Origin of the sequence: Micromonospora sp. NPDC049107 (assembly GCF_040648595.1) — a bacterium.
In the GTDB taxonomy this organism is placed as follows: domain Bacteria; phylum Actinomycetota; class Actinomycetes; order Mycobacteriales; family Micromonosporaceae; genus Micromonospora.
Genome location: NZ_JBEZEC010000011.1, coordinates 46,894 through 67,333, shown reverse-complemented (window position 1 = coordinate 67,333; position 20,440 = coordinate 46,894). Strand labels below are relative to the sequence as shown.

Here is a 20,440-nt window from a genome sequence, read left to right as displayed (position 1 = left end):
AACCCTTCGTTCCCCCCCCCGTTGGGGTCCGCGTTCCCCCCCCCGCGGCCGCGGGGGGCCCCCCCCCCCCCGGGGCCCCCGCCCCGGTGGAGCGATGAGTCGGCTCAGGCGTCGGCCGAGTCCTCGGTCAGGTTCTTCACCAGGTTCGGGTCGACCGGAACGCCCGGGCCCATCGTGGTGGTGAGGATGACCTTGCGGAGGTACTTGCCCTTGGCCGCGGACGGCTTGGCCCGCAGCACCTCGTCGAGCACCGCGGCGTAGTTGTCCACCAGCTGGCTCTCCGAGAAGGAGGCCTTGCCGATGATCAGGTGCAGGTTGGAGTGCTTGTCCACCCGGAAGGTGATCTTGCCGCCCTTGATGTCCTGCACCGCCTTGGTGACGTCCATGGTCACCGTGCCGGTCTTCGGGTTCGGCATGAGACCGCGCGGGCCCAGGATCCGCGCGATCCGGCCGATCTTGGCCATCTGGTCCGGCGTGGCGATCGCCGCGTCGAAGTCGAGCCAACCACCCTGGATACGGGCGACCAGCTCGTCGGTGCCCACCTCGTCCGCACCCGCCGCGGCGGCCTCCTCGGCCTTCGCGCCGCTGGCGAAGACGATCACGCGGGCGGTCTTACCGGTGCCGTGCGGCAGGTTGACCACACCGCGGACCATCTGGTCCGCCTTGCGGGGGTCGACGCCGAGGCGCATGGCGACCTCGACCGTGGCGTCGAACTTGACGTTGGTGGTCTCCTTGGCCAGCTTCACGGCCTCGGCGGGGGTGTAGAGCTTCGACCGGTCGATGACGTCGGCGGCCTTGCGGTAGCTCTTGCTGCGCTGCATTGCTGATTACTCCTGTGGTCTCTGGCGGGCCGCTCGGCGCGAGCCCTCCCACGATCGGGTCGTCGGCGGAGGCCGACGTCAGTCGTTGACGGTGATGCCCATCGACCGGGCGGTGCCGGCGATGATCTTCTCGGCCTGGTCCAGGTCGTTGGCGTTGAGGTCGGCCATCTTCTTCTCGGCGATCTCACGCAGCTGGGCGCGGCTGACCGAGCCGACCTTGGTCGCCTGCGGAACGCCCGAGCCCTTCTGCACACCGGCGGCCTTGATCAGCAGCCGGGCGGCGGGCGGGGTCTTCAGCACGAAGGTGAAGGACCGGTCCTCGTACACGCTGATCTCGGCGGGGACGATGTCGCCCCGCTGGGACTCGGTCTGCGCGTTGTAGGACTTGCAGAACTCCATGATGTTCACGCCGTGCTGACCGAGCGCGGGGCCGACCGGCGGCGCCGGCGTGGCCTGGCCCGCCGGCAGCTGAAGCGTGAACGTCTTGACGAGCTTCTTCTTCGGAGGCATGTCACTTCCTGGGGCTTGGAGCTGGGAAAATGCGGCCGTCGCCGCCGCGGCTGGGCGCGCACGGTCAGCGCGATGCGACAGCGGCGACGTTCAAGAGTAGCGCACGCCGCAGCCCGCTCGTCCGCCGAGGTCGAGCGGGAGGGCGTACGCCGACGTCGGCGGCGGGCTGAGCCCGCCGCCGACGACCATCAGATCTTGGCGACCTGGTTGAAGTTGAGCTCCACCGGGGTCTCCCGGCCGAAGATCGACACCAGCACCTTGAGCTTCTGCTGGTCGGCGTTGATCTCACTGATCGTGGCCGGCAGCGAGGCGAACGCGCCGTCGGTGACGGTAACGGAGTCGCCGACCTCGAAGTCGAGGACCTTGATCTCCGGCTTCGCCTTCTTCTGCTCGGTCTCGACGGCCGGCGCCAGCCACTTCAGCACCTCGTCGAGCGACAGCGGCGCGGGCCGGTCGGCCCGGTCGGTCGCACCGACGAAGCCGGTCACACCCGGGGTGTTGCGGACACACGAGTAGGACTCGGCGGTCAGCTCCATCCGGACCAGGATGTAGCCGGGGAAGACCTTGGCCTGGACCTGCGAACGCTTACCGTTCTTGACCTCGACCTCTTCCCGGGTCGGCACCTCGACCTGGTAGATGAAGTCCTCCATGTCGAGGCTCGTGATCCGGGTCTCGAGGTTGGTCTTCACCTTGTTCTCGTAACCGGCGTACGAGTGCACCACGTACCAGTCGCCCGGCGCGTAACGCAGCTTCTGCCGCAGCTCGGCGACCGGGTCGTAGTCCTCGTCCGGCGCGGGCTCGGTGGTGGGGAACTCCGGCTCGCTGGCGGCCTCAACCGACTCGTCACCAGCCGCCGTCGCGACCGTGGACTGCTCGTCCACTTCTCCGGCGGTCTCGTCGTACTCAGGCACGCTCGCTCACTTCCGTCACTATCGGCTGGAGACAGCCGGTCAGTCCGAGTTGCCGAAGACGAACAACACGGCCTTGGCGAAGCCGTAGTCCAGCACGCCCACGATCGTCAGCATCACCGCGACGAACGTGACCACCACGGCGGTGTACGTCAGCAACTCCTTGCGGGTCGGCCAGATGACCTTACGCAGTTCGGCTACGACCTCGCGGAAGAACCGGGCGATGCGGCCGAACACGCCCACCCGACCGGTTTCCGACCTCGTGGTCGGCCGGCTGTCGGCCGATTCCGCCCGGGCGCGGGCCCGCGTCGCGGTGCCGCCCCGGGAGACCGGCTCGTCCGCGCCGGTGGCGTCGTCGTCGGCTACGTCGTCGACGATCTCATCGTCGAGACGATCGTCGCCGGCGTCCTCGCCGCGCCGCTTGTTGTCGGCCACTTCGCCCTCCGTCGCGGAATCTCGGGTCGCACGCCGGGCGGCGTACGCGGCGCTGGTCACGCCGGCCGAACCCAACCGTCCCGCGACGGGCCGCGGCCGGTGGTCCGACCGGGAGCCCCGATTGCCTCGGAACCACCCCGCCGATGCCACCACCACGGGCCGGACGCCGCCTTGTCGGCGGCGCGACCCACGGGAACGGTCAGGCCTGAGGCGCAGGGGTGACAGGACTTGAACCTGCAGCCTGCGGTTTTGGAGACCGCTGCTCTGCCAATTGAGCTACACCCCTGTGCGGCAACACTCGCCCCACGCGGTCACAGACGACCGTGCAGGGGTCACTTGCCCCACGGCGGACCAGTGTACGGGTAGGTGCCCGACTTTCCCAACCGGTCTCCCCGCCACGCGTGGCGAAGCCGATCCAGCGTGCCGCGCGGCCGCCGGTTCAGCGGGCCGGGCCGCCGTGATTTCGCGTGCGTCCGGCCTCGGTTCAGCGCGCTGTGCGGATGAGCGCGCGCGCCTGCGACAGCACTTTGTCGCCCAGGCAGGTCGCGGTCACGTCCAGCCGGGTGAGGCCGTCCTCGGTCACCTCGCGGACCCGCGCGGTCACCTCGATCTCGGTCCCCTGGTCGTCGTCGGGGACCACCACCGGCCGGGTGAACCGGACGCCGTACTCGACCACCGCGTCGGGCGCGCCGGCCCACTCGGTGACCGCCCGACCGACCAGCGCCATCGTGAACATGCCGTGCGCGATGACCCCGGGCAGTCCCACCTTCGTGGCGACCCGGTCGCTCCAGTGGATCGGGTTGAAGTCGCCCGAGGCGCCGGCGTAGCGGATCAGGTCCGCCCGGGTCACCCGGAACGTCTTGGTTGGCAGTTCCATCTCAGGCCTCTCCACGGATGACGTACCGGGCCCAGACGGCGACCACCTGCTCCCCGGCGACGGTGCTCACGTCCGTGCGGGTGGTGAGCAGGCCGTGCCCGCCCCGGTTGCTGACCTCTTCGATGGTGTTGACGCAGACCAGCTCGTCGCCCGCGACCACCGGCCGGTTGTACGCGAACCGCTGGTCGCCGTGGACCAGCCGGCTGTAGTCGACGCCCAGGTCCGGGTCCTCGATGATCTGACGGGTCGCGGCCATGGTGACGATCACCGGGAAGGTCGGCGGGGCGACCACGTCCGGGTGGCCCAGGGCCTGCGCCGCGGCCGGGTCGTGGTGAGCCGCGTCCGTGGCGCCGATGGCCGTGGCGAACTCACGGATCTTTTCTCGGCCCACCTGGTAGGGGGCGGTCGGCGGGTACGTGCGGCCGACGAAGGAAGGGTCCAGGGACATGCCGCGAACCTACACGGAAAGCACAACCGCCGATCTGGTCGGCAGGCTGCGGCTATGCCGCGCCCGACCGGTCAGATCGGCGGTTGGAAAGGCTTTGACGACGGCCGGCGGTGCCGGCCGGCGGTCAGCGGGTCTCGCGGTGAACCGTGTGCCGGCCGTCGCGCGGGCAGAACTTCTTCATCTCGATGCGGTCGGGGTCGTTCCGGCGATTCTTGCGCGTGATGTAGTTGCGCTCCTTGCACTCCACACACGCCAAAGTGATCTTCGGCCGGACATCGGTAGCCTTCGCCACGGCGGAGTGCCTTCCTCGCTAACGGAAACAACTACGACGCGTCAGCCTAGACGCTGACTGCGCGGACATGCAAAGTGGGCGCCAGTGGCGCCCATCTCAACGACCACCGGGAACCAGCCCGGAAGACGAGAGTAGCGGTGGCCGGACTTGAACCGGCGACACAGCGATTATGAGCCGCTTGCTCTGCCATCTGAGCTACACCGCCGCGGTGGGTCCAGCTGAACCCTCGAGCCCCCTTACGGAATCGAACCGTAGACCTTCTCCTTACCATGGAGACGCTCTGCCGACTGAGCTAAGGGGGCCTGCGCGATCTCCCCGTGGGGCGCGCAGAAGTAGAATACACGGCAGGGGTCGGCAGGTGAAATCGGATCCCCGGCGGCCGGATCTGCGCAGCTCAGGGCACCACACGCAGGCGTGGAAGCTCTCCGCCGGAGATCGTCTCCGGGTCCACCTGAGCGCCGAACCAGGCGGCCAGTCGCTCGTACGGCAGCGGCCGACTGAACAGGAAGCCCTGACCGATCTCGCACCCGATGTCCTGAAGAAGCTCCAGGGTCAGTTCGCTCTCCACACCCTCGGCGACCACGGCCAGACCGAACTGCTGGGAGAGCGTCACCACCGCGTTGACGATCGCCAGGTCCCCCGGGTCGGTGGCCATGCCCTGCACGAAGGAGCGGTCCACCTTCACCTCGTGCACCGGCAACCGGCGCAGGTGGGCCAGCGAGGAGTCACCGGTGCCGAAGTCGTCCACCGACAGCCGGACGCCGAGGTCGCGGAGCCGACGCAGCGTCGGGATGGGCCGGTCCGTGCCGTCCAGCACCCCCGACTCGGTGATCTCAAGGGTGAGGCGTTGGGCCGGGACCCGGTACTCGGTCAGCAACTCCTGCACCCGGTCCGGGAAGTGCTGGTCGGTGAGCGTGCGGGCGGCGAGGTTCACGGCGATGGGCAGCGGCTGGTCCGCCTCGGCCCAGTCCCGGCTGCGCCGCAGCCCCTCGCGGAGCACCACCTCGGTGAGCCGACTCAACTGGCCGGTGTGCGCGGCCACCGCCACGAAGTCCTCGGGAGCGACGGTGCCGTGCGTCGGATGCTCCCAGCGGGCCAGACACTCGACACCGACCAGACGCCGGTCCCGCAAGGTCACCTTCGGCTGGAAGTAGACCTCCAGCTCGCCCTGGTCCAACGCCTGGCGCAGGTCACCGGCGAGACCCAGCCGGCGCAACGACCGGGACTCCAGGCCCGGGTTGAACAACTGCACGCTGCCCGGCACCGACTTGGCGGCGTTCGCCGCCAGGTCGACCCGGAGCAGCAGGGTCGCGGCATCGCTGCCATGTTCCGGGTGTACGGCCACACCCACGGCGGTGTTCACGTCGAGGGTGAGCGCGTCGAAGACCATCTCGTCACGGATCTGGTCGCGCAGCTGTTCGGCCAGTTCGAGTGCCGCCTCGGCGCTCTCCAACCGAAGGGTCACCAGGAACTCGTCGCCGCCCGCACGACCGACCAGAGCCGACGACGGAGCGCTCGCCCGCAGTCGGTTGGCGACCTCGACGAGCACCTTGTCCCCCGCAGCGTGGCCGAGGGACTCGTTGACCTGCTGCAACCCGTCGACGTCGAACAGCAGCAACGCCACCACCTCGTCGGGCGCGCCGATCTTGACTGACTCGTCCAGGGCGGCGGTGATGCGCCGCCGGTTGGGCAGCCGCGTCAGGGTGTCGTGGTACGCGTCGTGCCGCAGGCGGTCGACAAGACGCGAATTCTCGAGCGCCACCGCGGCATGCGCGGCCACCGTCTCGAAGACCGCGATATCCGCAGAACTGAAGTTGTTGCCGTCGCCGAGCCGGTTGGCAACCTCGAGGGTCCCGATGACGACCTCACCCGACCGCAGCGGCACCACCACCGCGTCCTTGATCCGCCGCTCGGCCAGCTCCGCGCGGAACTCTCCGTCGGTCGTCACCCCACGGCCCACCGCAACGGTACGTCCGGTCTCCTGGACCCGTTCGCGGATCATCGCCGGGGTGAGCGCCAGGTCGAGCAGGCCCGGGTCGTCCACCCGCGCGGTCAACAGGGTCTCGGGGTGCCTTCCCTGGGCGGGCAGCCACAGCGTCGCGTACTCCACCTGCATCAGCGCGCGGACCCGGCCGAGCAGCGCGTCGGCGAGTGTGCCGCTGTGCCCGCTGCCGACCACGGCGCGGGTCAGGTCGTACAGGTCGGTCAGGGTGCGGTGCTGGCGGAAGAACTGGGCGTAGGCCCGGTAGACCAGAGCAAGGCCGGCGCCGAGGGCTGCCAGTAGGAGCAGCGACCACCACGTGCTACGGACCAGAATCAGCACGATCAGGCCGACCGACACGTTGATCGCCGCGGTGAGCACCGCCGGCGTGGCGGTACGCAACGTCCCGCGCCCGGTCTGCCAACCGTGCAGCAACGTGTGTACCGCCGCCACGCTGGCGTAGCTGATCAGGATCACCATGCTCACGGCGGCGAAGATGCTGCCCCAGGTGCTCGGACCGACGCCCTCCATGGGAGGGAACGCCTGGAGGACCAGGACAGCCAGCGACGTTCCCGCGGCGGCGCGCGCCACGTTGAACCACACCTTCGGCGCCGAGAACCGCTGCCTGGTGTGGGTGATCAGGGAGCTCAACGTGTAGATGACCACCACCGTCAGCGGTGGCAGAAAGTACAGCGCGAGAACCATCGGCAGCTCGGTGAGCGTGACACCGATCGTCTGCCGCCGCACCACCAGACTGAGCAGCGGCAACCCCGCCACGATCATGATGACGAGAAGGAGCATTGCCTCGGGCCAGTCGCCGAAGGGCTCCTTCGCGATCAACCCGGTGGCGGTGGCACAGACGACCGCGATCAGCGCGAGGGGCGCGGTGATGATCCACGCGTCCTCGGATGACCGTCGCCGGGGTTGACCATGACCGCTCATGGCGCTCCTTCGGATTGACGCCGAGCGGTCACGATACCGTCACTACGTCGATGGTGCCTTCCACCCGAACGGGCAAACAGGATGATCACCCCGAGGCAACCGCCTCACTGCCAGACGATGTCAGCTGCCTGCGCCGTCGGCACGGGCTTGTCGGCGGTGGACACGGTCTGCCAAACGATGTCGCCAGCCTGAGCGCCGCCCCCTGAGCTGCTGCCGAGATCAACACTGGCGATGCCGCTCACGAGTGCGGCGAGGGTGAGAAGTGAGCCAAGCAGCCGGCCCAACCTAAGACCAGACATGATTGCTCCTGTCGGAAAATGTCGTGGGGGTGGTGGAGGTTCCACGATCGTGCCACAGTGCGGGCAGCCAGAGAAGTGGTGGACAGCCCGATGGGCCCCACCGTCTGTAACTTCCCGCCGTTCGGCCCACCGCCCCCACCGCACCGGAGCAGATCACGGCCGTGCAGGGCAGGTCAGCGCTTCACACAGCGTCGAATACGACCTTCACCACAAATTCGGCGCTGTCGCGTCAGAGCACCAGATCCGACATCTTGGTCACTGTGAGTGACGCCTCCAGGAGATGCGTTCGCGTCGTGCGTTCGGCGTCCAGCCATCGACCACCATACCGGGTCTTCGCCAATAGGCCAGCCCCCGAGTCGGATTCCATCCTGGTGACCCGACGCACGTCCGAGCGCCTCAAGCGACGCGTTTCCGCAGCTCAAGCCGGCCAGGAAGCAACAACCAGGGGTCCTGCACGTCCGAGAGAAAGGACGTGGGGAGTCGCGGGCTCCGCAGGTTCAGGCCGCTTCCCACTTGTCGCTCGCGCAACCGACCTCGAAGCTCCACCAACCCTCCGCCTCGCCGCGTCGCAGGGTCGCCTTGATGGCCGGGAAATCCGCGGCCGCCGGCGGCCCTCCCGCGGCACGAACCTGAACCAGACCTTGATGAGGTGGTCTCCGGCAGGTGGGTCACGGTCCGGTGCTGGCGAGGACACGCCCGCATCATTCTCTGGAAGGGTGGCGCTCCCACCACACACCACCGCCGGACGAACTCGGTCGGCGAACCACCGGGCACCTCCGCCCGACGAGCCGGTATCTCGAAAGGCGACGCCAGGCTTGGCAGCGTCTCCGATCAGTCGTCCTTCGGCATCGGCCACACATCCCGGGAGTCGTTCAGGGCCCCTCCGGAGGTGGCTCGACCGTCAGGGACTTCAGAGCACGCGGCAGAGAGGTAACCCCAAGCGTCAACGCCCGCCACAGCAGCGCCGCCACGTACACCAGGGCGAAGAGCGCAGCGGCGACCAGCGCCAACAGCAGCACGAGGCCGACCATTCCTGTCATCACTCGAACATTCTGACCAGCGGAGCGCCACGACGGGCACCGTGGCTGATCTTGTCGTTCCTGGTGTCGCCTCCTCGTCGACGCAGTTGGCGTAGACGCGGAGCAGAACGGCGACGCCGTGGCTCAGACGCCGGCGACCTCGGTCGGCGGAGCGCCGGCATGCAGCCAGAGCGACGCCATCGCGAGGCGCAGGTCGTAAAGACGGCGGACGGGCGGCGGGGCTACCTGCGATTCGGTCAGCGCCTTCTCTCGGGCGAGCTTCCTCCACCGGTCGTAGACCGACTCGGAGGGCGGCCCGCCGTGCAGGCCCCCGGAAGAAGCGCGCATCCGGGCCGACCCTGTCGTTGTCGACATGGCTGGACTCAGCCGGACTCGGCTAGATCAACGACAACGGCCCCTGATCAGCATCTCTGCTGGTCAGGGGCCGTGTCTGCACCTGGTGGCGGGTAGAGGATTCGAACCTCTGTAGCTTTCGCGACGGATTTACAGGGCGTCCGCGATCTTGGCTTGGGCATAGTCACTGAGCTGCCGTTTCTGCCGTCCAATCGCCTGTCCGGGAGAGAGCCGCCCACCATCTGCCCACGGATGGAACTTGCCCCCAGGACGCCCCTCGCGGCTACAGCGTCATCCGAACCGACTCGATGAGATGCCAACTCGCGATGCTCGCCACCGTCGACACCGCAGCGGCCATCATGAAGACCCGCGGTGAGACCGGTGGCCGGCGGAGCCGTAACGCCACGAGGGCGGCCGCAGCCGCAAGGAGAATTTGCACCGCTGCCGCTCCCAGCCTCGTCCACACGAAGAAATCCATGGGGCCGACCCAGACGAACGCGATGAAGAGGACGGTGTAGGCCGCCTCCCCGGCGAGCAGCCCGAGCGCTACGCCGAGAGCGATGCCGGCGTTGCGGGTAGTGCCCGTCCTGAAGACGTGGGCGAGGTAGCCAAGCACCAATCCGCCAACCAACGAACCAACCAGCCAGAAGGCCGACGCGCGCATGATGGAGCCGAGCCCGTCCGGTGGTGGCGCCGAATCGCTGAGCCATTGCCGACTCAGCGAGGCAACGAGGCCGTAGTAGGTCAGGGTCGACAGGGCGAGTGTGCCGACCCCAGCGACAAGAGCTGATCTGAAAGTCGGGGCGTAGTAGCTCACGACGAGGGCCACCACACCCCAGGCGAATCCCGAGCTGAAGGCTGGCACGAGGACCCTGCCCACAGCTTCCGGCACGAGGTCGGCAGCAAACGCCGCCACCCCCAGGGCGACTCCCGCGAAGACCGGGGGAAGCACCTCACGCCGTACCGACCGTCTGCCGACGGTCCTCAACTCCGTCATTCGGGCACCGTCGGACAATTGAGGTTCATGCTTGCTGCCTGCGGACGGTCGACTGCGAACATCACCTGACGTGCGGCGAACTCCTCGAACGTGTCGACCCGCACCATGCCAAGGGCTTCCAGGAGCCGGACCGATCGAAGGTTCACCTCCTGTGTGACGGCGACCAGCCGGGGTGCGTCCGGGAACCGGTCGAAGGCAAGGCCGACGGCCGCAGCGCACCCTTCTCGGGCGTAGCCACGTCCCCACCACTCCGGCAGGAAGACGTAGGACAGTTCCAGATCCCCCGTCCGGTACCGGCCGAGGTGGCACCAACCGACGATCTCTCCGGAACTCCTCGTCACCATCAGCCCGCCCGTGTGGTCACCCATTCGCCGGTCGGCCGCCACCTCGTCAGACACCGGGCCGCCGAGGTAGCGCCGCATCACCGGGTCCTGCCACATCCGCTCAAGCACCGGCAGGTCAGACGATCGGACCTCCCGCAGCACGAGACGTTGGGTCCTGGCCAGCGCCTCGCCGGACTCGGTACTCATCGCGTCATCCTCCACCAGTCCCTCACTCATCCAAGGAGTCGGACGCTGAGTACATCGATCCCCGCGGCTGGATAACTCTGAGACAACGCCAACTCGACGGCGGACCATGTCCCGATGCTTAAAGAGGACGCTCTCGCCCGACTCCAGGACGCCGCTGTCTTCTGGAGCGTCGGTTCCGGCACCGCGGCCCAGGTGATCGAAGCCGCCTGCGACTGCCTCACCGCGGGTATAGACAGCCCGACTCTCGGGATCCTCGCCGGCATCTCGCCTGTGAAGGGCGAGGAGAATGACGATCTGCGGCGTTGGCTCGAAGGCGCACTGTCGGAACTCTCTCTGGATTACTACGGTGAGGGAAGCCGAGAGAGCGGGGAGGAAGCCCTCCGAATCATGGCCCGGCGACTGCTCGCACAGACCATCGCGCCCCGTGATCTCACCTCTTGGGCATACCGATTCATCTCCTATGACGGCACTCCGCTGGCAGCCGAACTGATCGCGTTGGACAACGCCTACGACCTCGTAGCCGCCATCCACGACTGGCAACCGCACACCAGCACCGCAACCAGGGATATCGACGCGGACGTCGTCGACGAAGCTCGGCGCCTTCTCGGCCACGCAACGACCGCCGAGACGGACTGAAGCACGGACGCTCATCCGAGTGCGTCCCCGATCTTGTCGTTCATGGTGTCGTCGCCGCCGTCGATGCAGTTGGCGTAGACGCGGAGCAGGACGGCGACGCCGTGACCCAGGCGCCGGGCTACCTCGGTCGACGGGACGCCGGCATTCAGCCAGAGCGAGGCCGCCGCGTGCCGCAGGTCGTAGGGACGCCGGACGAGCGGCGAGGCCACCTGCGATTCGGTCAGCGCCTTCTCGCGGGCGAGCTTCCACCACCGGTCGTAGACCGACTCGGAGAGCGGCCCACCGTGCAGGCCCCGGAAGAACCGACCGTCCGGGCCAACCCCGTGATTCTCGACGTGCGCGCACAGCAGCTCGACGAGCCGAGGCGGGATCGGGACCGTCCGAGTCTCCGCCCTCCCCCGGTGCTTGAGTCCGCGCCGCTCGTGGGAGCCGCCGTCATCGTCCAGTGCGAGCCGGCCCGCGGGGAGGTGCCGGCGAGCACCAGGCGGCCCCAGCGGTATTCGATCTTCTCGTGGTCGCAGGACCGGGAAGGCTTGACCGCCGCCAGGTCGTCGAAGTCGGCCCCGCAGTCGGCGCACCGGGCCGGCAAGGTCACAGTCTTCCCGTCGTAGGTCCGCGGCTTCCGATGGACGCATCCCCGCGTAGTAGAGGCAGCCGAAGAAGGCGGTGACCTTGTCGGCGCGTTTGCCGAGAGATTTCACCGCCTCCAGCAGCGTGGCGACCTGGGCCGGGTTCGCCACCACCCGCCGGTCGATGGACTGCGCGACCTCGGGGGCGGTCCACTGGACCCGGTCGACCGGGTTGGAGGCGATCAGCTCCAGCTCGACGGCGTACCCAAGGACGTTGTAGAAGGTGGCCCGCTTCCGCTGGACGGTGGAGGCAGCCGCGGGCTTGCCGTCGAGGCGTACGCACAGGCTGTCCAGGACTCGGCGGACCATGGCGGGCGAGTCCAGCTCGACGACCGGGAGCGACGCGGTTTCCAGCCAGGCCAGCGCCGCCGCGTGGTCGGCCGGGATCTCGTCGGACCAGCGGCGCGGGTTGAGGCCGTAGAGGTACAGCGCCTCGCGGAGCAGAGCGTCAGTCGGTCGACCCCGCTTGGTCGGGCGGGTCAGGGTCACCGTGATCGAGGTCAGCGCTTCGACGATCGAGCGCCGGGTCTTGGCCGCCGCCCGGGGCCACTTCATCTCGACGTACGCGCGGCTGTGCGCGTACCAGGTAGTGGGGTTCTTGGTTCTGGCCTCGGGGACCGGGCGGCCGGTGGCCGGGTCGAAGGGCTCCCCCGCGTTGGCCGCCTGGACCAGCTCGGCGCGGAACGAGTGCGCCAGGGCTTTGGTACGGAACATGTCCTCGAAGCGTTGGCCGCTCACCGCCCAGCGGACCCGCCAGGGCCGAGCCTTCCGGTCGGCGCTTGGCGATCTCCCAGATCTGGACCTCGTAGCTCTTCACGCGGCGTCCTGCTCCAGGTCACCGAGCCACCGACCGAGCGCCGAGCGGCCGACCCGAAGCTGCCCGTTCGGCGACCCGCGAAGACAAGTGCCCGCCGTGCGCCAAGATGAACCGCCGGCTACGGCAACCCCGGCCGAGGAGCAGCCGGGGTCGGGGCGGATTCGAGACCGGGCAGGGTGGGAGCCGTCATCGGCCCACCCCCACAGCGAGGCGAATGCGGTGGTCCCGGGCGCAGGTCCGCCGGTACTGTCCCGGGCTCACCAAGAATCCGAACGGCGAGGTCGAGATGAACAGCGATGACGGTACGACGGTGCTGTGGCGCCCAACCGGGCCGGAAGAGCTGGATCTCGTCCGCGAGTCCGGATGGCAGGCATGGCCACCGCGCCTGCCGGATCAGCCGATCTTCTACCCGGTCCTGAACGAGGACTACGCGGTAATGATCGCCCGGGACTGGAACGTGCCCGCGTCCGGCGTCGGCTACGTGACCCGCTTCCGGGTCGAGTCGGAGTTCCTGAGTCGGTACCCGATCCGCCAGGCCGGCGGAAAGACCATTCTGGAGCTGTGGGTGCCGGCCGAGGATCTGGACGAGTTCAACGCTCACATCGTCGGACTGATCGAGGTCGTGCACGAGTTCCGGTAGCCGCCACCCGGCGGCGAGGGTGGCCGTCATCGGATGATCCCGACGACTTGGGGCCGATTGGGCTGGACGACAGCGGCTGGAGGCAGCACCGCAACTGATGCCGGCGGCATCACCGGAGCTTGCGGCGCGGGTTCGAGCGGCTGCGGCTCGTCGTATCAATCGCCCTGCGGCTGATCGGGCTCGGTTGCCGGCGGGGTGGTGGGTGCGCTGGACAGGACGACCTTGACCAGGGCGAGGAAGGCGAGCGACGGCACGGCCGCGACGATCCAGCCCCAGAGGGAGGGCTCGGCTTCGGCGACCTGGGCGGCGAGGGAGAGCAGCGCGAACGCGATCAGGAGTACGCCGACCAGGCCGACGGGTCGGCTGTCTTGGCGGCGGGCGCGGATCTCCAGGCCGAGGTAGATAGCCATCAGCTCGACGGCTACGGGCGTTGGCCCAGCCGATCCAGTCAGGTTGGCCGTGAGCGACGGTCAGGCCATGGACATGGGTGAAGGCCGCAGCACCAGCCATGATCCCGATGGCGAGCAGGATCAGCACCCAACAGGTTCATGCGTCGGTCCGACTCGAACCCGGTCCGCGAGGGGCGCCGGTAACGGCCGCGCGACGCTAAGTTGTGTGATCTGTCGCGTGTGGAGTGAGGTTGAACGTGAGCGATCGTGAGAAGCCGTCCCAGGACCGCCTTCGTCAGCATCTCGGCAGAGGGGAATGGGCCGGGATCGGAGCTGTCGTTGGGCTTCTTAGCGCTCTTGTCGCCCTGCTTGCATGGCTGTTCCCCGTGAAGGATGACCCGAGAGCCTCATCGCTTCCCAATCCATCCGCCATGCCAACCAACAGCCTGAGCCCCTCCTCCACTCATAGCACGAATACGGGAACACCCACGTCTTCTGCGACTCTGGGCAGCGGTGATGCATCGCCCACTTCAACGGGGGAGCCGAAACGAGAGGTGGTGCATAGCAGCGGCAGCCCCCGCCTCCAGACCCTTAACGAGTACGGAGATGATGATTTCCAGAATGCCGACTACTGGGATATGGACGATAACGAGATTCGCTACAACGCAGCCGGCACCACGGATCTCGCGCTTAACGAAGGCTCCCTTGGTGGAGTCAACGGAACCATCTTCGCATCACCGCCGAGTCGGCAACCGACATTGCAAGAATGCGCTCAAATCGACAACAACGCATGGTCATCGCTAGCTACGGCATCGCAGCTACGAGCAGGCTCCTCATTCTGCGTACGCAGCAGCGAGGGCCGCCACGGCAAGCTAGTGGTAACGAAGTTGAGCATGTGCGAGAAATTCCTCGAGTCGGAGAAGGACCGCGAGCGCTTCGCGGGAGATATATGCGTTTTAGAGGTCAGTTTCTTGGTTTGGGAGTGATACTGGGCGAGCGTGGGGCGCTCTGGTCGGCACCTTGATCGGCCTGCTCTGGCCTGGCGCATCGATGCGCCGACCGGCTGACACTTGACTAAGCGAGATGTCTCGTCCCGCGTGTGATCCGCCCCCCAACGCTGCTACCGATTCCTTCTGTATTGGATCAAGGCGCCGCGCTCCGCGCGGCGCGGGGGCGGTAACCCGGCCGGCGGCAAGCCGCCCCGGCCGCCTCCGGCGCCGGGGCGGAGAGCCACCGACTGCCGCCGGACCGCCGCCCCGAGTCTGTCGATCCGCCCGACGACACGATCACGGCCAGGCGGTACGGAAGCCGAGCGGGTCGGCCTCGTCGAAGATCAGGGCTTCCGACTGCCGCGCCAGCCCAACCCCGGGACTGGCTTGCCCCCGGTCCCTCTCCCGCCGCCGGCGACACCTCACCGCAGACCCCTCAGCCGATCGCCACATGCACGGACTCCGCCAGGCGAGGACCAGACGCCAGCCGCAGCGTTTAGAGCCCCAGGAGGACCCTCAGCGGGCAAGATCGACCTGCGCACCATCTGCCCACAACCAGTCGTCAACGCCTGGACTCACCCGGACTCGGCCGGACAAACGACAGCGGCCCCCGATCAGCATCTCTGCTGGTCAGGGGCCGTGTCTGCACCTGGTGGCGGGTAGAGGATTCGAACCTCTGTAGCTTTCGCGACGGATTTACAGTCCGCTCCCATTGGCCGCTCGGGCAACCCGCCAGGGCACCCCACCGCGTCGCAACGCGGCGGCGGAAGCAAGGATAGCGGCTCACCCCGGGGCCGGTGCAACCGGGTACGGTCAGGGGGTCGTGCCGCTGGTGGGCGGCCGACTGCACGTCCCAGACCGCCGGACAGCAGGAGCAGAAGCATGCCAGCGAACCCGTCTTTCGACATCGTGAGCAAGGTCGACCGCCAGGAGGTCGACAACGCCCTCCGGCAGGCGGAGAAGGAGCTCGCGACGCGGTTCGACTTCCGCGGTACGGGCGCGGAGATCTCCTGGTCGGGTGAGGAGGCGATCGGCCTTCAGGCGGAGACCGAGGAGCGGGTCCGCGCCGCTCTGGACGTCTTCAAGGAGAAGTTGGTCAAGCGGAACATCTCGTTGAAGTCGTTGGACGCGGGTGAGGCGCGCGCATCCGGCAAGGTGTTCAAGATCGACTGCAAGGTGATCCAGGGCATCGAGACGGACAAGGCCAAGGCGATCAGCAAAAAGATCCGCGACGAGGGCCCGAAGGGCGTTCAGGCGCAGATCCAGGGCGACCAGCTGCGCGTCACCGGCAAGAAGCGGGACGACCTCCAGGCGGTCATCTCGCTGCTCAAGGGTGAGGACTTCGGCGTCGCCCTTCAGTTCACGAACTACCGGTAAGACCCGATCACGTCTGCCGGTGCCATCGTGGATCACTTGTTGTGACCTCGGTGGACGTCGTCGCCAACGGTCGTCCTTGGTCGCTGCTGTTCAGCGCCCGACGGGCGGGCGGCGGCCTGGCCCGCATCCGCTACGGTCGCATCGTGGATCCTCGATCTCGGCGCGCGGACACCGGACGAATACTGGGTACGCTGTCGCTCGTCGTTGGCTTTCTGACCTCGCTACTCACCCTGTCAGCGGGCTACGACGGCCGGGCGCCGCACTTCGTCGCGTTCCTCCTCGTGCTGACCGGCATCGGCCTACGGATCGAGGCGGCGATCACCGACCGAAGGCCGTAGCCCTCGACGTCGGCCGTGACCGACCGAAGGTCGGTGGCGAGGCCGCAACGCCCGTACCCGCGCCGATCCGTCAGCGGTCGACGCGGTACCAGTGGACCGTTTCCCCGGGAACTGGCGTCAACCGGACGCGGGTGCCACCCGGGTCGTCGAACATGGGTACGCCGTCGCCGAGCAGCACCGGCGCGAAGAAGATCAGAATCTCGTCGAGCAGACCGGCCCGCAGGCACTGCTTGGCGACGTCCGCGCCGAGCACGTTGACGTACTTGTCGCCGGCGGCCTCCTTGGCCTGCGCGACGGCAACGTGTAGGTCGTCGGCGAAGGTGACGCCTTCGGGCGGCTCGGTGGGTGGACGGTGGGTCAGGACGATCACCGGCCCGTGGTACCGGCCGCCGAAGGCGCCTTCGCTGTCGGTGCCACGGTTCGGGTCGTCGCCGCCGAAGGTGCGGTTGCCGGCGAGGATCGCGCCGATGTTGGCCAGCAGACGGTCGGCGGTCGGGTTGTCGCCGCTGAGGTGTTCGGTGAGCCAGGACATGTCACCGCCGGGGCCGGCGATGTAGCCGTCGAGTGACGCGGTTGCCGAGTAGAGCAGCTTGGCCATGGTTCCCCTCTCGTCGACGCTCAGTCTGGCGCACCCCACCGACATCGCCGGAAACCGTCGGAGAAGGTCAGATCGGGACGGGCGCGTCGGCGCGTACCGCCTGGTTTTCCGCTCGGGCGATGGGCCCGGCGGGCAGCGCGGCGACCGCGGCCGCGACGGCCACCGCCGCGCCCGCGAAGACGAAGGCCCACGGCACGCCGCCAGCGTGGTCCACGATCAGGCCGGCCACCGCGCCGCCGGCGGCGCTCGCCGCCACGGCCACCGTGACCACCCAGGTGTACGCCTCGTTCAGCATGCCCGCCGGGGCGATCCGGCCGACCAGGGTGTTCTCCAGGGTCAGCGCCGGAGCGATGACGGCCCCACCGACGACCAGCGCGACGCCCAACGCCAGCGGCGTGGGCATGAGCGCGAACACCACGAACGTGCCGGCCAGCGCGGCGAGCAGCAGGGCGAACTGGCGGGTCATGTTCGGCGGGGGGCGGCGGACGCCGAACCAGAAGCCGCCGATGGCGCTGCCGACCCCCCAGACCGCCAGCAGCAGCCCGGCGAGGCTCTCCGGGTCGTCGGTGGTGGCGTTGCCGGCGTACGCGGGGACGATGACACCGGCGGCGCCGAACGCGATGCCCAGCCCGGCGACGCAGAGCAGCAGTGCCGGGAAGCCGGCGACCCGTAGCGGACCGAGTCCCCGGGCGTGGTGTTCGCGCGGGTGGGGCCGCCAGTCGCGCATCACCCGGCCGAGGGCGACGGCGGTGGTGCCGACCAGGGTGACGACCGCCGCCCCGATCAGCGCGGCCGCCGCGTCGGCGACCAGCACGAACCCTGCCACGAGCAGCGGGCCCAGCACGAACACGATCTCGAACAGCGAGGTCTCCGCCGCGAGGGCGGTGTTGCGCAGGGCGTACCGGCCGGAGGCGGGGCTGGTCAGTTCGTTCCAGGCGCCGCGGATGGCGGCGGTCAGCGGCGGGTACGTCGCGCCGGCGACGCCGGCCGTCAGGTAGATGGCGGCGAGGGCGTCGTCGCCGGAGCGGCTGGCCAGCAGCAGCCCGGTGAGCGCCAACGGGTGGGCCACGGCGGTGACCAGCAGCACCGGGCTCGGACCGACCCGGTCGGCGATGCGTCCGGCCACCGGGCTGAGCGCGGCGCCGGCGACGGCGTAGATGCCGCCCGCGATGGCGGCCAGGGAGTAGCGCCCGGTCACCTGCTCGACCACGAGCAGCAGCGCCAGCGGCGTCATGCCGATGCCGAGCCGGCCGATGATGCCGGTGACCAGCAGGATCGGCGCACCGGGAATCCGCCAGACACCCAGGTACTGGCGCAGTGCGGCCACGAGGTGTACCTCCGCTGGGACAGGTAACGGGTAGAAGCCCTGTCGACCCTAACGTCCGAGGTCAGGCCATGGATGGTCGATCCGCTCACAGCAGCGCGGAGGCCGGGACTGACCGAGCGGTCACAAAGGGGGTAGGTTGCTGATCGAATTGGGTCCATACGCCGGCACCGCACGATGAGGCAGGAGGTCCGATGTCCGGGACTACCACCGCACCTCTGCGAGTCGAGATCTATTCGCTGTACGGCGACGCGAAGCCCAGTGAGGCCGCCTCGCCCAGCCTGCGCGGCTCCCTGCCCGCCCGGGCTGTCCAACAGTGCCCGCCGGTCGCCATCGCCTCGGGGTTCGGCTGGTACGTCTACCCGCCAACCGACTTCGCGCTGCGCTGGGACGGGCAGGACACCGAGTGGACGCTGCTGGCGGAGAACGAGCCGGCCCAGTGGCGTTCGCTCGCCGGTGGTTACGACGGAAAGCTGCCGGACGCGGCCGGCCAGTTGCAGGCGGCGCCCGAGCAGTTCCACGGTGACCTGGACATCTTCGACAGGTACGGCGCGAGCATCCCGTTCCTCGACGCCGACCCGCGCGCCGCCAACACGATCGAGCTGGTCGCCGGCGTGGTGGCGCGTACGTCCCCCGGCTGGTGCCTGATGGCCCGGGGCGTGCCGAACTGGCCCGCTCAGCGCGGCGTGCAGCTCTACGAGGGCGTGGTCGAGACCGACTGGTACACCTCGTTGCTGCCCACCATCCTGCGGCTCACCGAGGTGGGGCAGGTGGTGCGCTTCTACCGGAACATCCCTCTCATGTGCCTGCAACCGGTGCACCGGTCGACACTGGAGGCCTTCCGGCAGGCCGAACTGGTCACCGGGGAAGGGCTGCCGGCATGGCCGGAGGACGTCTGGTCGGACTTCGTGGCGCTGCGCCGCCGCCGCCAGGATCCGGAGATCCGCAGCAGCTACCGCCGGGAACAGGCCCGCCGGGTCCGGGAGAACGCCGCCTACCAGCCGATCGGGGTAGCGGAAGCGGACCAGCCGACCTGATGCCCGACACCGACGCACAGCTCACGCCGTCGCCCGGTTACCGAGCGCTGTTCCGGCATCCGGTCGCTTCCCGTCTGGTCATCGCCCGGGGCATCTCGGAGCTGGGTGACTTCGTGGGCCTGGCCGCTCTGCTGCTGCTCGCGTACGACCAGACGAACTCCGTCCTCGGCCCGGCCGCGGTCTACGCCGCGCGTACCCTGCCGGCCCTGCTGGTCGCCACGGTGTTCAGCGGCTGGCTGGACGTGCCGGCCCGCCGCACCCTGCTGGTCTGGCTGTCGGTGGCCGGCGCCGCGCTGATCGCCGTCCCCGCGGCGGTCCCCGAGCCGCTGCCGGCGATCGTGGCGGCGGGCCTGCTGGGCGCGGTACGGGCCGCCTACGCGAGCGTCAACGTGGCCGTCGCCGCCGAGGCGGTGGACGCTCCGCTGCGGCTGCCGCTGTTCGGCCTCAGCGCCTTCGCCAACCAGGCGGGCCAGGTGGTCGGCCTGCTCGCGGGGGCCAGTCTGACGGTGGCCCTCGGCTCCCGGGTGGCGCTCCTGATCGACCTCGGGTCGTTCCTGATCGCCGCGGTCGTCCTGGCCGGACTGCCGAAGCGCCCCCACCAGGTACGCGGGCCGCGTCCACCGGCGACCGCAGGCGTGCGCATCATCGCCCGCCATCCGGTGCTGCGGGGCGTCGCCCTGCTCACCCTGGCCACGGTGCTGTCCGGCGCGCTCCCGGAGACCCTCGCCCCGGATCTGGCCGGCGGGGCCTGGCGTCCCGCCGTGCTGGCGGCGTCGGCGTTGGGAGGTGCCGTCTTCGTGCTGGTGGTGGGCCGGTCGCGGTGGTTGGGCCGGTTGGCCGGACAGGTGGCCGTCGCCGCGGCGCTGGCCGGCGCGCTGTTGCTGACCGGTGTCCTGGTCGCCGTCGACGCGCCGCTGGGGGCGCTGACGGTCGGCAACGCGTTGATCGGCGCGGGCGGCGGTTGGTTGATCGGGGCGCAGGCCACGTTCGCCCGGTTGGCCCCACCGGAACGGATGGGGCAGGTCGAGGCGACGATCGTCGCGGCGAACATCGTCACCTCGGGGATCGGCATCTTCCTGCTGGGTGGCGTGGCCGCCGTGCTCTCGCCCGGCGCGTCGTACCTGACGGCGGGCGTCGTCCTGCTCGCCGTCGTGCTGCTGACCCGTCTGGATCGGCCGCCCGCGCCGGAGTGACCTGGAAACGACTCCGCCCGCGTCCGTGAGCGGACGCGGGCGGAGTACGGGGTTCGGCGG

General features: G+C 69.1%; 24 protein-coding genes and 4 tRNA genes. 7 read left to right on the top strand and 21 right to left on the bottom strand.

Annotated features, from left to right (window positions below):
- Positions 1-104: 104 nt before the first annotated feature.
- From rplA to AB0B55_RS25535, 16 genes are all read right to left on the bottom strand, one after another.
- On the bottom strand, positions 105-821 hold the full coding sequence (gene rplA, locus AB0B55_RS25610) for a 50S ribosomal protein L1 (protein ID WP_355053306.1): 717 nt from the start codon (positions 819-821) through the stop codon (positions 105-107).
- Between the two features lie 78 nt (positions 822-899).
- Positions 900-1,331 carry a 50S ribosomal protein L11 gene (gene rplK / locus AB0B55_RS25605; protein WP_355053307.1) on the bottom strand — a complete coding sequence of 144 codons (432 nt, stop codon included), beginning with the start codon at positions 1,329-1,331 and terminating at the stop codon, positions 900-902.
- Between the two features lie 188 nt (positions 1,332-1,519).
- A complete protein-coding gene (gene nusG / locus AB0B55_RS25600) occupies positions 1,520-2,242 on the bottom strand; it encodes a transcription termination/antitermination protein NusG (RefSeq protein ID WP_355053308.1) in 723 nt (240 codons plus the stop codon).
- 39 nt (positions 2,243-2,281) lie between these two features.
- A complete protein-coding gene (secE, locus tag AB0B55_RS25595) occupies positions 2,282-2,674 on the bottom strand; it encodes a preprotein translocase subunit SecE (protein ID WP_357134040.1) in 393 nt (130 codons plus the stop codon).
- A gap of 213 nt (positions 2,675-2,887) precedes the next feature.
- Positions 2,888-2,960: transfer RNA gene (locus AB0B55_RS25590), tRNA-Trp, on the bottom strand.
- A gap of 198 nt (positions 2,961-3,158) precedes the next feature.
- Positions 3,159-3,551, bottom strand: coding sequence for a MaoC family dehydratase (locus AB0B55_RS25585; protein ID WP_357174358.1), 393 nt, complete (start codon positions 3,549-3,551; stop codon positions 3,159-3,161).
- A 1-nt stretch (position 3,552) separates the two neighbouring features.
- Positions 3,553-3,999, bottom strand: a complete 447-nt coding sequence (locus tag AB0B55_RS25580; RefSeq protein WP_357134045.1) for a MaoC family dehydratase N-terminal domain-containing protein — start codon at positions 3,997-3,999, stop codon at positions 3,553-3,555.
- A 124-nt stretch (positions 4,000-4,123) separates the two neighbouring features.
- A complete protein-coding gene (gene rpmG, locus AB0B55_RS25575; protein WP_341717669.1) occupies positions 4,124-4,291 on the bottom strand; it encodes a 50S ribosomal protein L33 in 168 nt (55 codons plus the stop codon).
- A 132-nt stretch (positions 4,292-4,423) separates the two neighbouring features.
- Positions 4,424-4,496 (bottom strand) — tRNA-Met (locus tag AB0B55_RS25570).
- Between the two features lie 24 nt (positions 4,497-4,520).
- A tRNA-Thr gene (locus AB0B55_RS25565) sits at positions 4,521-4,593 on the bottom strand.
- Positions 4,594-4,685: 92 nt separating this feature from the next.
- Positions 4,686-7,214, bottom strand: a complete 2,529-nt coding sequence (locus AB0B55_RS25560; protein ID WP_357134049.1) for a bifunctional diguanylate cyclase/phosphodiesterase — start codon at positions 7,212-7,214, stop codon at positions 4,686-4,688.
- A gap of 104 nt (positions 7,215-7,318) precedes the next feature.
- Positions 7,319-7,456: a hypothetical protein gene (locus AB0B55_RS25555; protein WP_357134051.1), complete on the bottom strand. Its 138-nt coding sequence runs from the start codon at positions 7,454-7,456 to the stop codon at positions 7,319-7,321.
- 929 nt (positions 7,457-8,385) lie between these two features.
- On the bottom strand, positions 8,386-8,553 hold the full coding sequence (locus AB0B55_RS25550; RefSeq protein ID WP_357174355.1) for a hypothetical protein: 168 nt from the start codon (positions 8,551-8,553) through the stop codon (positions 8,386-8,388).
- 123 nt (positions 8,554-8,676) lie between these two features.
- A complete protein-coding gene (locus AB0B55_RS25545; protein ID WP_357174352.1) occupies positions 8,677-8,880 on the bottom strand; it encodes a hypothetical protein in 204 nt (67 codons plus the stop codon).
- A 289-nt stretch (positions 8,881-9,169) separates the two neighbouring features.
- Entirely contained in the window at positions 9,170-9,883 is a 714-nt protein-coding gene (locus AB0B55_RS25540) for a DUF6518 family protein (RefSeq protein ID WP_357134059.1), read from the bottom strand.
- Positions 9,880-10,413 carry a GNAT family N-acetyltransferase gene (locus tag AB0B55_RS25535; protein WP_357134061.1) on the bottom strand — a complete coding sequence of 178 codons (534 nt, stop codon included), beginning with the start codon at positions 10,411-10,413 and terminating at the stop codon, positions 9,880-9,882. The genes AB0B55_RS25540 and AB0B55_RS25535 overlap by 4 nt, the downstream gene beginning before the upstream one ends.
- Positions 10,414-10,527: 114 nt before the next feature.
- Between AB0B55_RS25535 and AB0B55_RS25530 the strand changes: the two genes are divergently transcribed.
- Entirely contained in the window at positions 10,528-11,049 is a 522-nt protein-coding gene (locus tag AB0B55_RS25530) for a hypothetical protein (protein ID WP_357134064.1), read from the top strand.
- A gap of 11 nt (positions 11,050-11,060) precedes the next feature.
- Here AB0B55_RS25530 and AB0B55_RS25525 read toward each other — a convergent pair whose 3' ends face one another.
- Positions 11,061-12,392 (bottom strand): tyrosine-type recombinase/integrase, encoded by a 1,332-nt coding sequence (locus AB0B55_RS25525; RefSeq protein ID WP_357174349.1) that lies wholly within the window; start codon positions 12,390-12,392, stop codon positions 11,061-11,063.
- Between the two features lie 389 nt (positions 12,393-12,781).
- Between AB0B55_RS25525 and AB0B55_RS25520 the strand changes: the two genes are divergently transcribed.
- Positions 12,782-13,135 (top strand): hypothetical protein, encoded by a 354-nt coding sequence (locus AB0B55_RS25520; RefSeq protein WP_357174346.1) that lies wholly within the window; start codon positions 12,782-12,784, stop codon positions 13,133-13,135.
- Between the two features lie 155 nt (positions 13,136-13,290).
- Here AB0B55_RS25520 and AB0B55_RS25515 read toward each other — a convergent pair whose 3' ends face one another.
- Entirely contained in the window at positions 13,291-13,545 is a 255-nt protein-coding gene (locus AB0B55_RS25515; protein ID WP_357174344.1) for a hypothetical protein, read from the bottom strand.
- Positions 13,546-13,781: 236 nt separating this feature from the next.
- Here AB0B55_RS25515 and AB0B55_RS25510 point away from each other — a divergent pair, with 236 nt between their 5' ends.
- On the top strand, positions 13,782-14,510 hold the full coding sequence (locus AB0B55_RS25510) for a hypothetical protein (protein WP_357174341.1): 729 nt from the start codon (positions 13,782-13,784) through the stop codon (positions 14,508-14,510).
- Positions 14,511-15,163: 653 nt separating this feature from the next.
- Here the strand turns inward: AB0B55_RS25510 and AB0B55_RS25505 are convergent.
- Positions 15,164-15,247, bottom strand: a tRNA-Tyr gene (locus tag AB0B55_RS25505).
- Positions 15,248-15,395: 148 nt separating this feature from the next.
- Here AB0B55_RS25505 and AB0B55_RS25500 point away from each other — a divergent pair.
- The gene (locus AB0B55_RS25500) at positions 15,396-15,890 is read left to right on the top strand and encodes a YajQ family cyclic di-GMP-binding protein (protein ID WP_357134078.1); all 495 of its coding nucleotides are present in this window, start codon (positions 15,396-15,398) and stop codon (positions 15,888-15,890) included.
- 41 nt (positions 15,891-15,931) lie between these two features.
- Positions 15,932-16,228 (top strand): hypothetical protein, encoded by a 297-nt coding sequence (locus AB0B55_RS25495; protein ID WP_357134081.1) that lies wholly within the window; start codon positions 15,932-15,934, stop codon positions 16,226-16,228.
- 70 nt (positions 16,229-16,298) lie between these two features.
- Here AB0B55_RS25495 and AB0B55_RS25490 read toward each other — a convergent pair whose 3' ends face one another.
- Entirely contained in the window at positions 16,299-16,826 is a 528-nt protein-coding gene (locus AB0B55_RS25490) for a dihydrofolate reductase family protein (RefSeq protein WP_357174338.1), read from the bottom strand.
- Between the two features lie 67 nt (positions 16,827-16,893).
- On the bottom strand, positions 16,894-18,153 hold the full coding sequence (locus tag AB0B55_RS25485; protein WP_357134086.1) for an MFS transporter: 1,260 nt from the start codon (positions 18,151-18,153) through the stop codon (positions 16,894-16,896).
- A 191-nt stretch (positions 18,154-18,344) separates the two neighbouring features.
- Between AB0B55_RS25485 and AB0B55_RS25480 the strand changes: the two genes are divergently transcribed.
- Positions 18,345-19,187 carry a DUF6065 family protein gene (locus AB0B55_RS25480; protein ID WP_357174335.1) on the top strand — a complete coding sequence of 281 codons (843 nt, stop codon included), beginning with the start codon at positions 18,345-18,347 and terminating at the stop codon, positions 19,185-19,187.
- Positions 19,187-20,380, top strand: a complete 1,194-nt coding sequence (locus tag AB0B55_RS25475) for an MFS transporter (protein WP_357174332.1) — start codon at positions 19,187-19,189, stop codon at positions 20,378-20,380. Before AB0B55_RS25480 ends, AB0B55_RS25475 begins: the two co-directional genes overlap by 1 nt.
- The last annotated feature ends 60 nt before the right edge of the window (positions 20,381-20,440 follow it).

Excerpts from the sequence above, each read along its gene's own strand:
- rplA (WP_355053306.1), bottom strand. The coding sequence starts at position 821 with ATGCAGCGCAGCAAGAGCTACCGCAAGGCCGCCGACGTCATCGACCGG.
- rplK (WP_355053307.1), bottom strand. The coding sequence starts at position 1,331 with ATGCCTCCGAAGAAGAAGCTCGTCAAGACGTTCACGCTTCAGCTGCCG.
- AB0B55_RS25585 (WP_357174358.1), bottom strand. The coding sequence starts at position 3,551 with ATGGAACTGCCAACCAAGACGTTCCGGGTGACCCGGGCGGACCTGATC.
- AB0B55_RS25580 (WP_357134045.1), bottom strand. The coding sequence starts at position 3,999 with ATGTCCCTGGACCCTTCCTTCGTCGGCCGCACGTACCCGCCGACCGCC.
- AB0B55_RS25560 (WP_357134049.1), bottom strand. The coding sequence starts at position 7,214 with ATGAGCGGTCATGGTCAACCCCGGCGACGGTCATCCGAGGACGCGTGG.
- AB0B55_RS25550 (WP_357174355.1), bottom strand. The coding sequence starts at position 8,553 with ATGACAGGAATGGTCGGCCTCGTGCTGCTGTTGGCGCTGGTCGCCGCT.
- AB0B55_RS25545 (WP_357174352.1), bottom strand. The coding sequence starts at position 8,880 with ATGCGCGCTTCTTCCGGGGGCCTGCACGGCGGGCCGCCCTCCGAGTCG.
- AB0B55_RS25540 (WP_357134059.1), bottom strand. The coding sequence starts at position 9,883 with ATGACGGAGTTGAGGACCGTCGGCAGACGGTCGGTACGGCGTGAGGTG.
- AB0B55_RS25535 (WP_357134061.1), bottom strand. The coding sequence starts at position 10,413 with ATGAGTACCGAGTCCGGCGAGGCGCTGGCCAGGACCCAACGTCTCGTG.
- AB0B55_RS25530 (WP_357134064.1), top strand. The coding sequence starts at position 10,528 with ATGCTTAAAGAGGACGCTCTCGCCCGACTCCAGGACGCCGCTGTCTTC.
- AB0B55_RS25525 (WP_357174349.1), bottom strand. The coding sequence starts at position 12,392 with ATGTTCCGTACCAAAGCCCTGGCGCACTCGTTCCGCGCCGAGCTGGTC.
- AB0B55_RS25520 (WP_357174346.1), top strand. The coding sequence starts at position 12,782 with ATGAACAGCGATGACGGTACGACGGTGCTGTGGCGCCCAACCGGGCCG.
- AB0B55_RS25515 (WP_357174344.1), bottom strand. The coding sequence starts at position 13,545 with ATGGCTATCTACCTCGGCCTGGAGATCCGCGCCCGCCGCCAAGACAGC.
- AB0B55_RS25500 (WP_357134078.1), top strand. The coding sequence starts at position 15,396 with ATGCCAGCGAACCCGTCTTTCGACATCGTGAGCAAGGTCGACCGCCAG.
- AB0B55_RS25490 (WP_357174338.1), bottom strand. The coding sequence starts at position 16,826 with ATGGCCAAGCTGCTCTACTCGGCAACCGCGTCACTCGACGGCTACATC.
- AB0B55_RS25480 (WP_357174335.1), top strand. The coding sequence starts at position 18,345 with ATGTCCGGGACTACCACCGCACCTCTGCGAGTCGAGATCTATTCGCTG.
- AB0B55_RS25475 (WP_357174332.1), top strand. The coding sequence starts at position 19,187 with ATGCCCGACACCGACGCACAGCTCACGCCGTCGCCCGGTTACCGAGCG.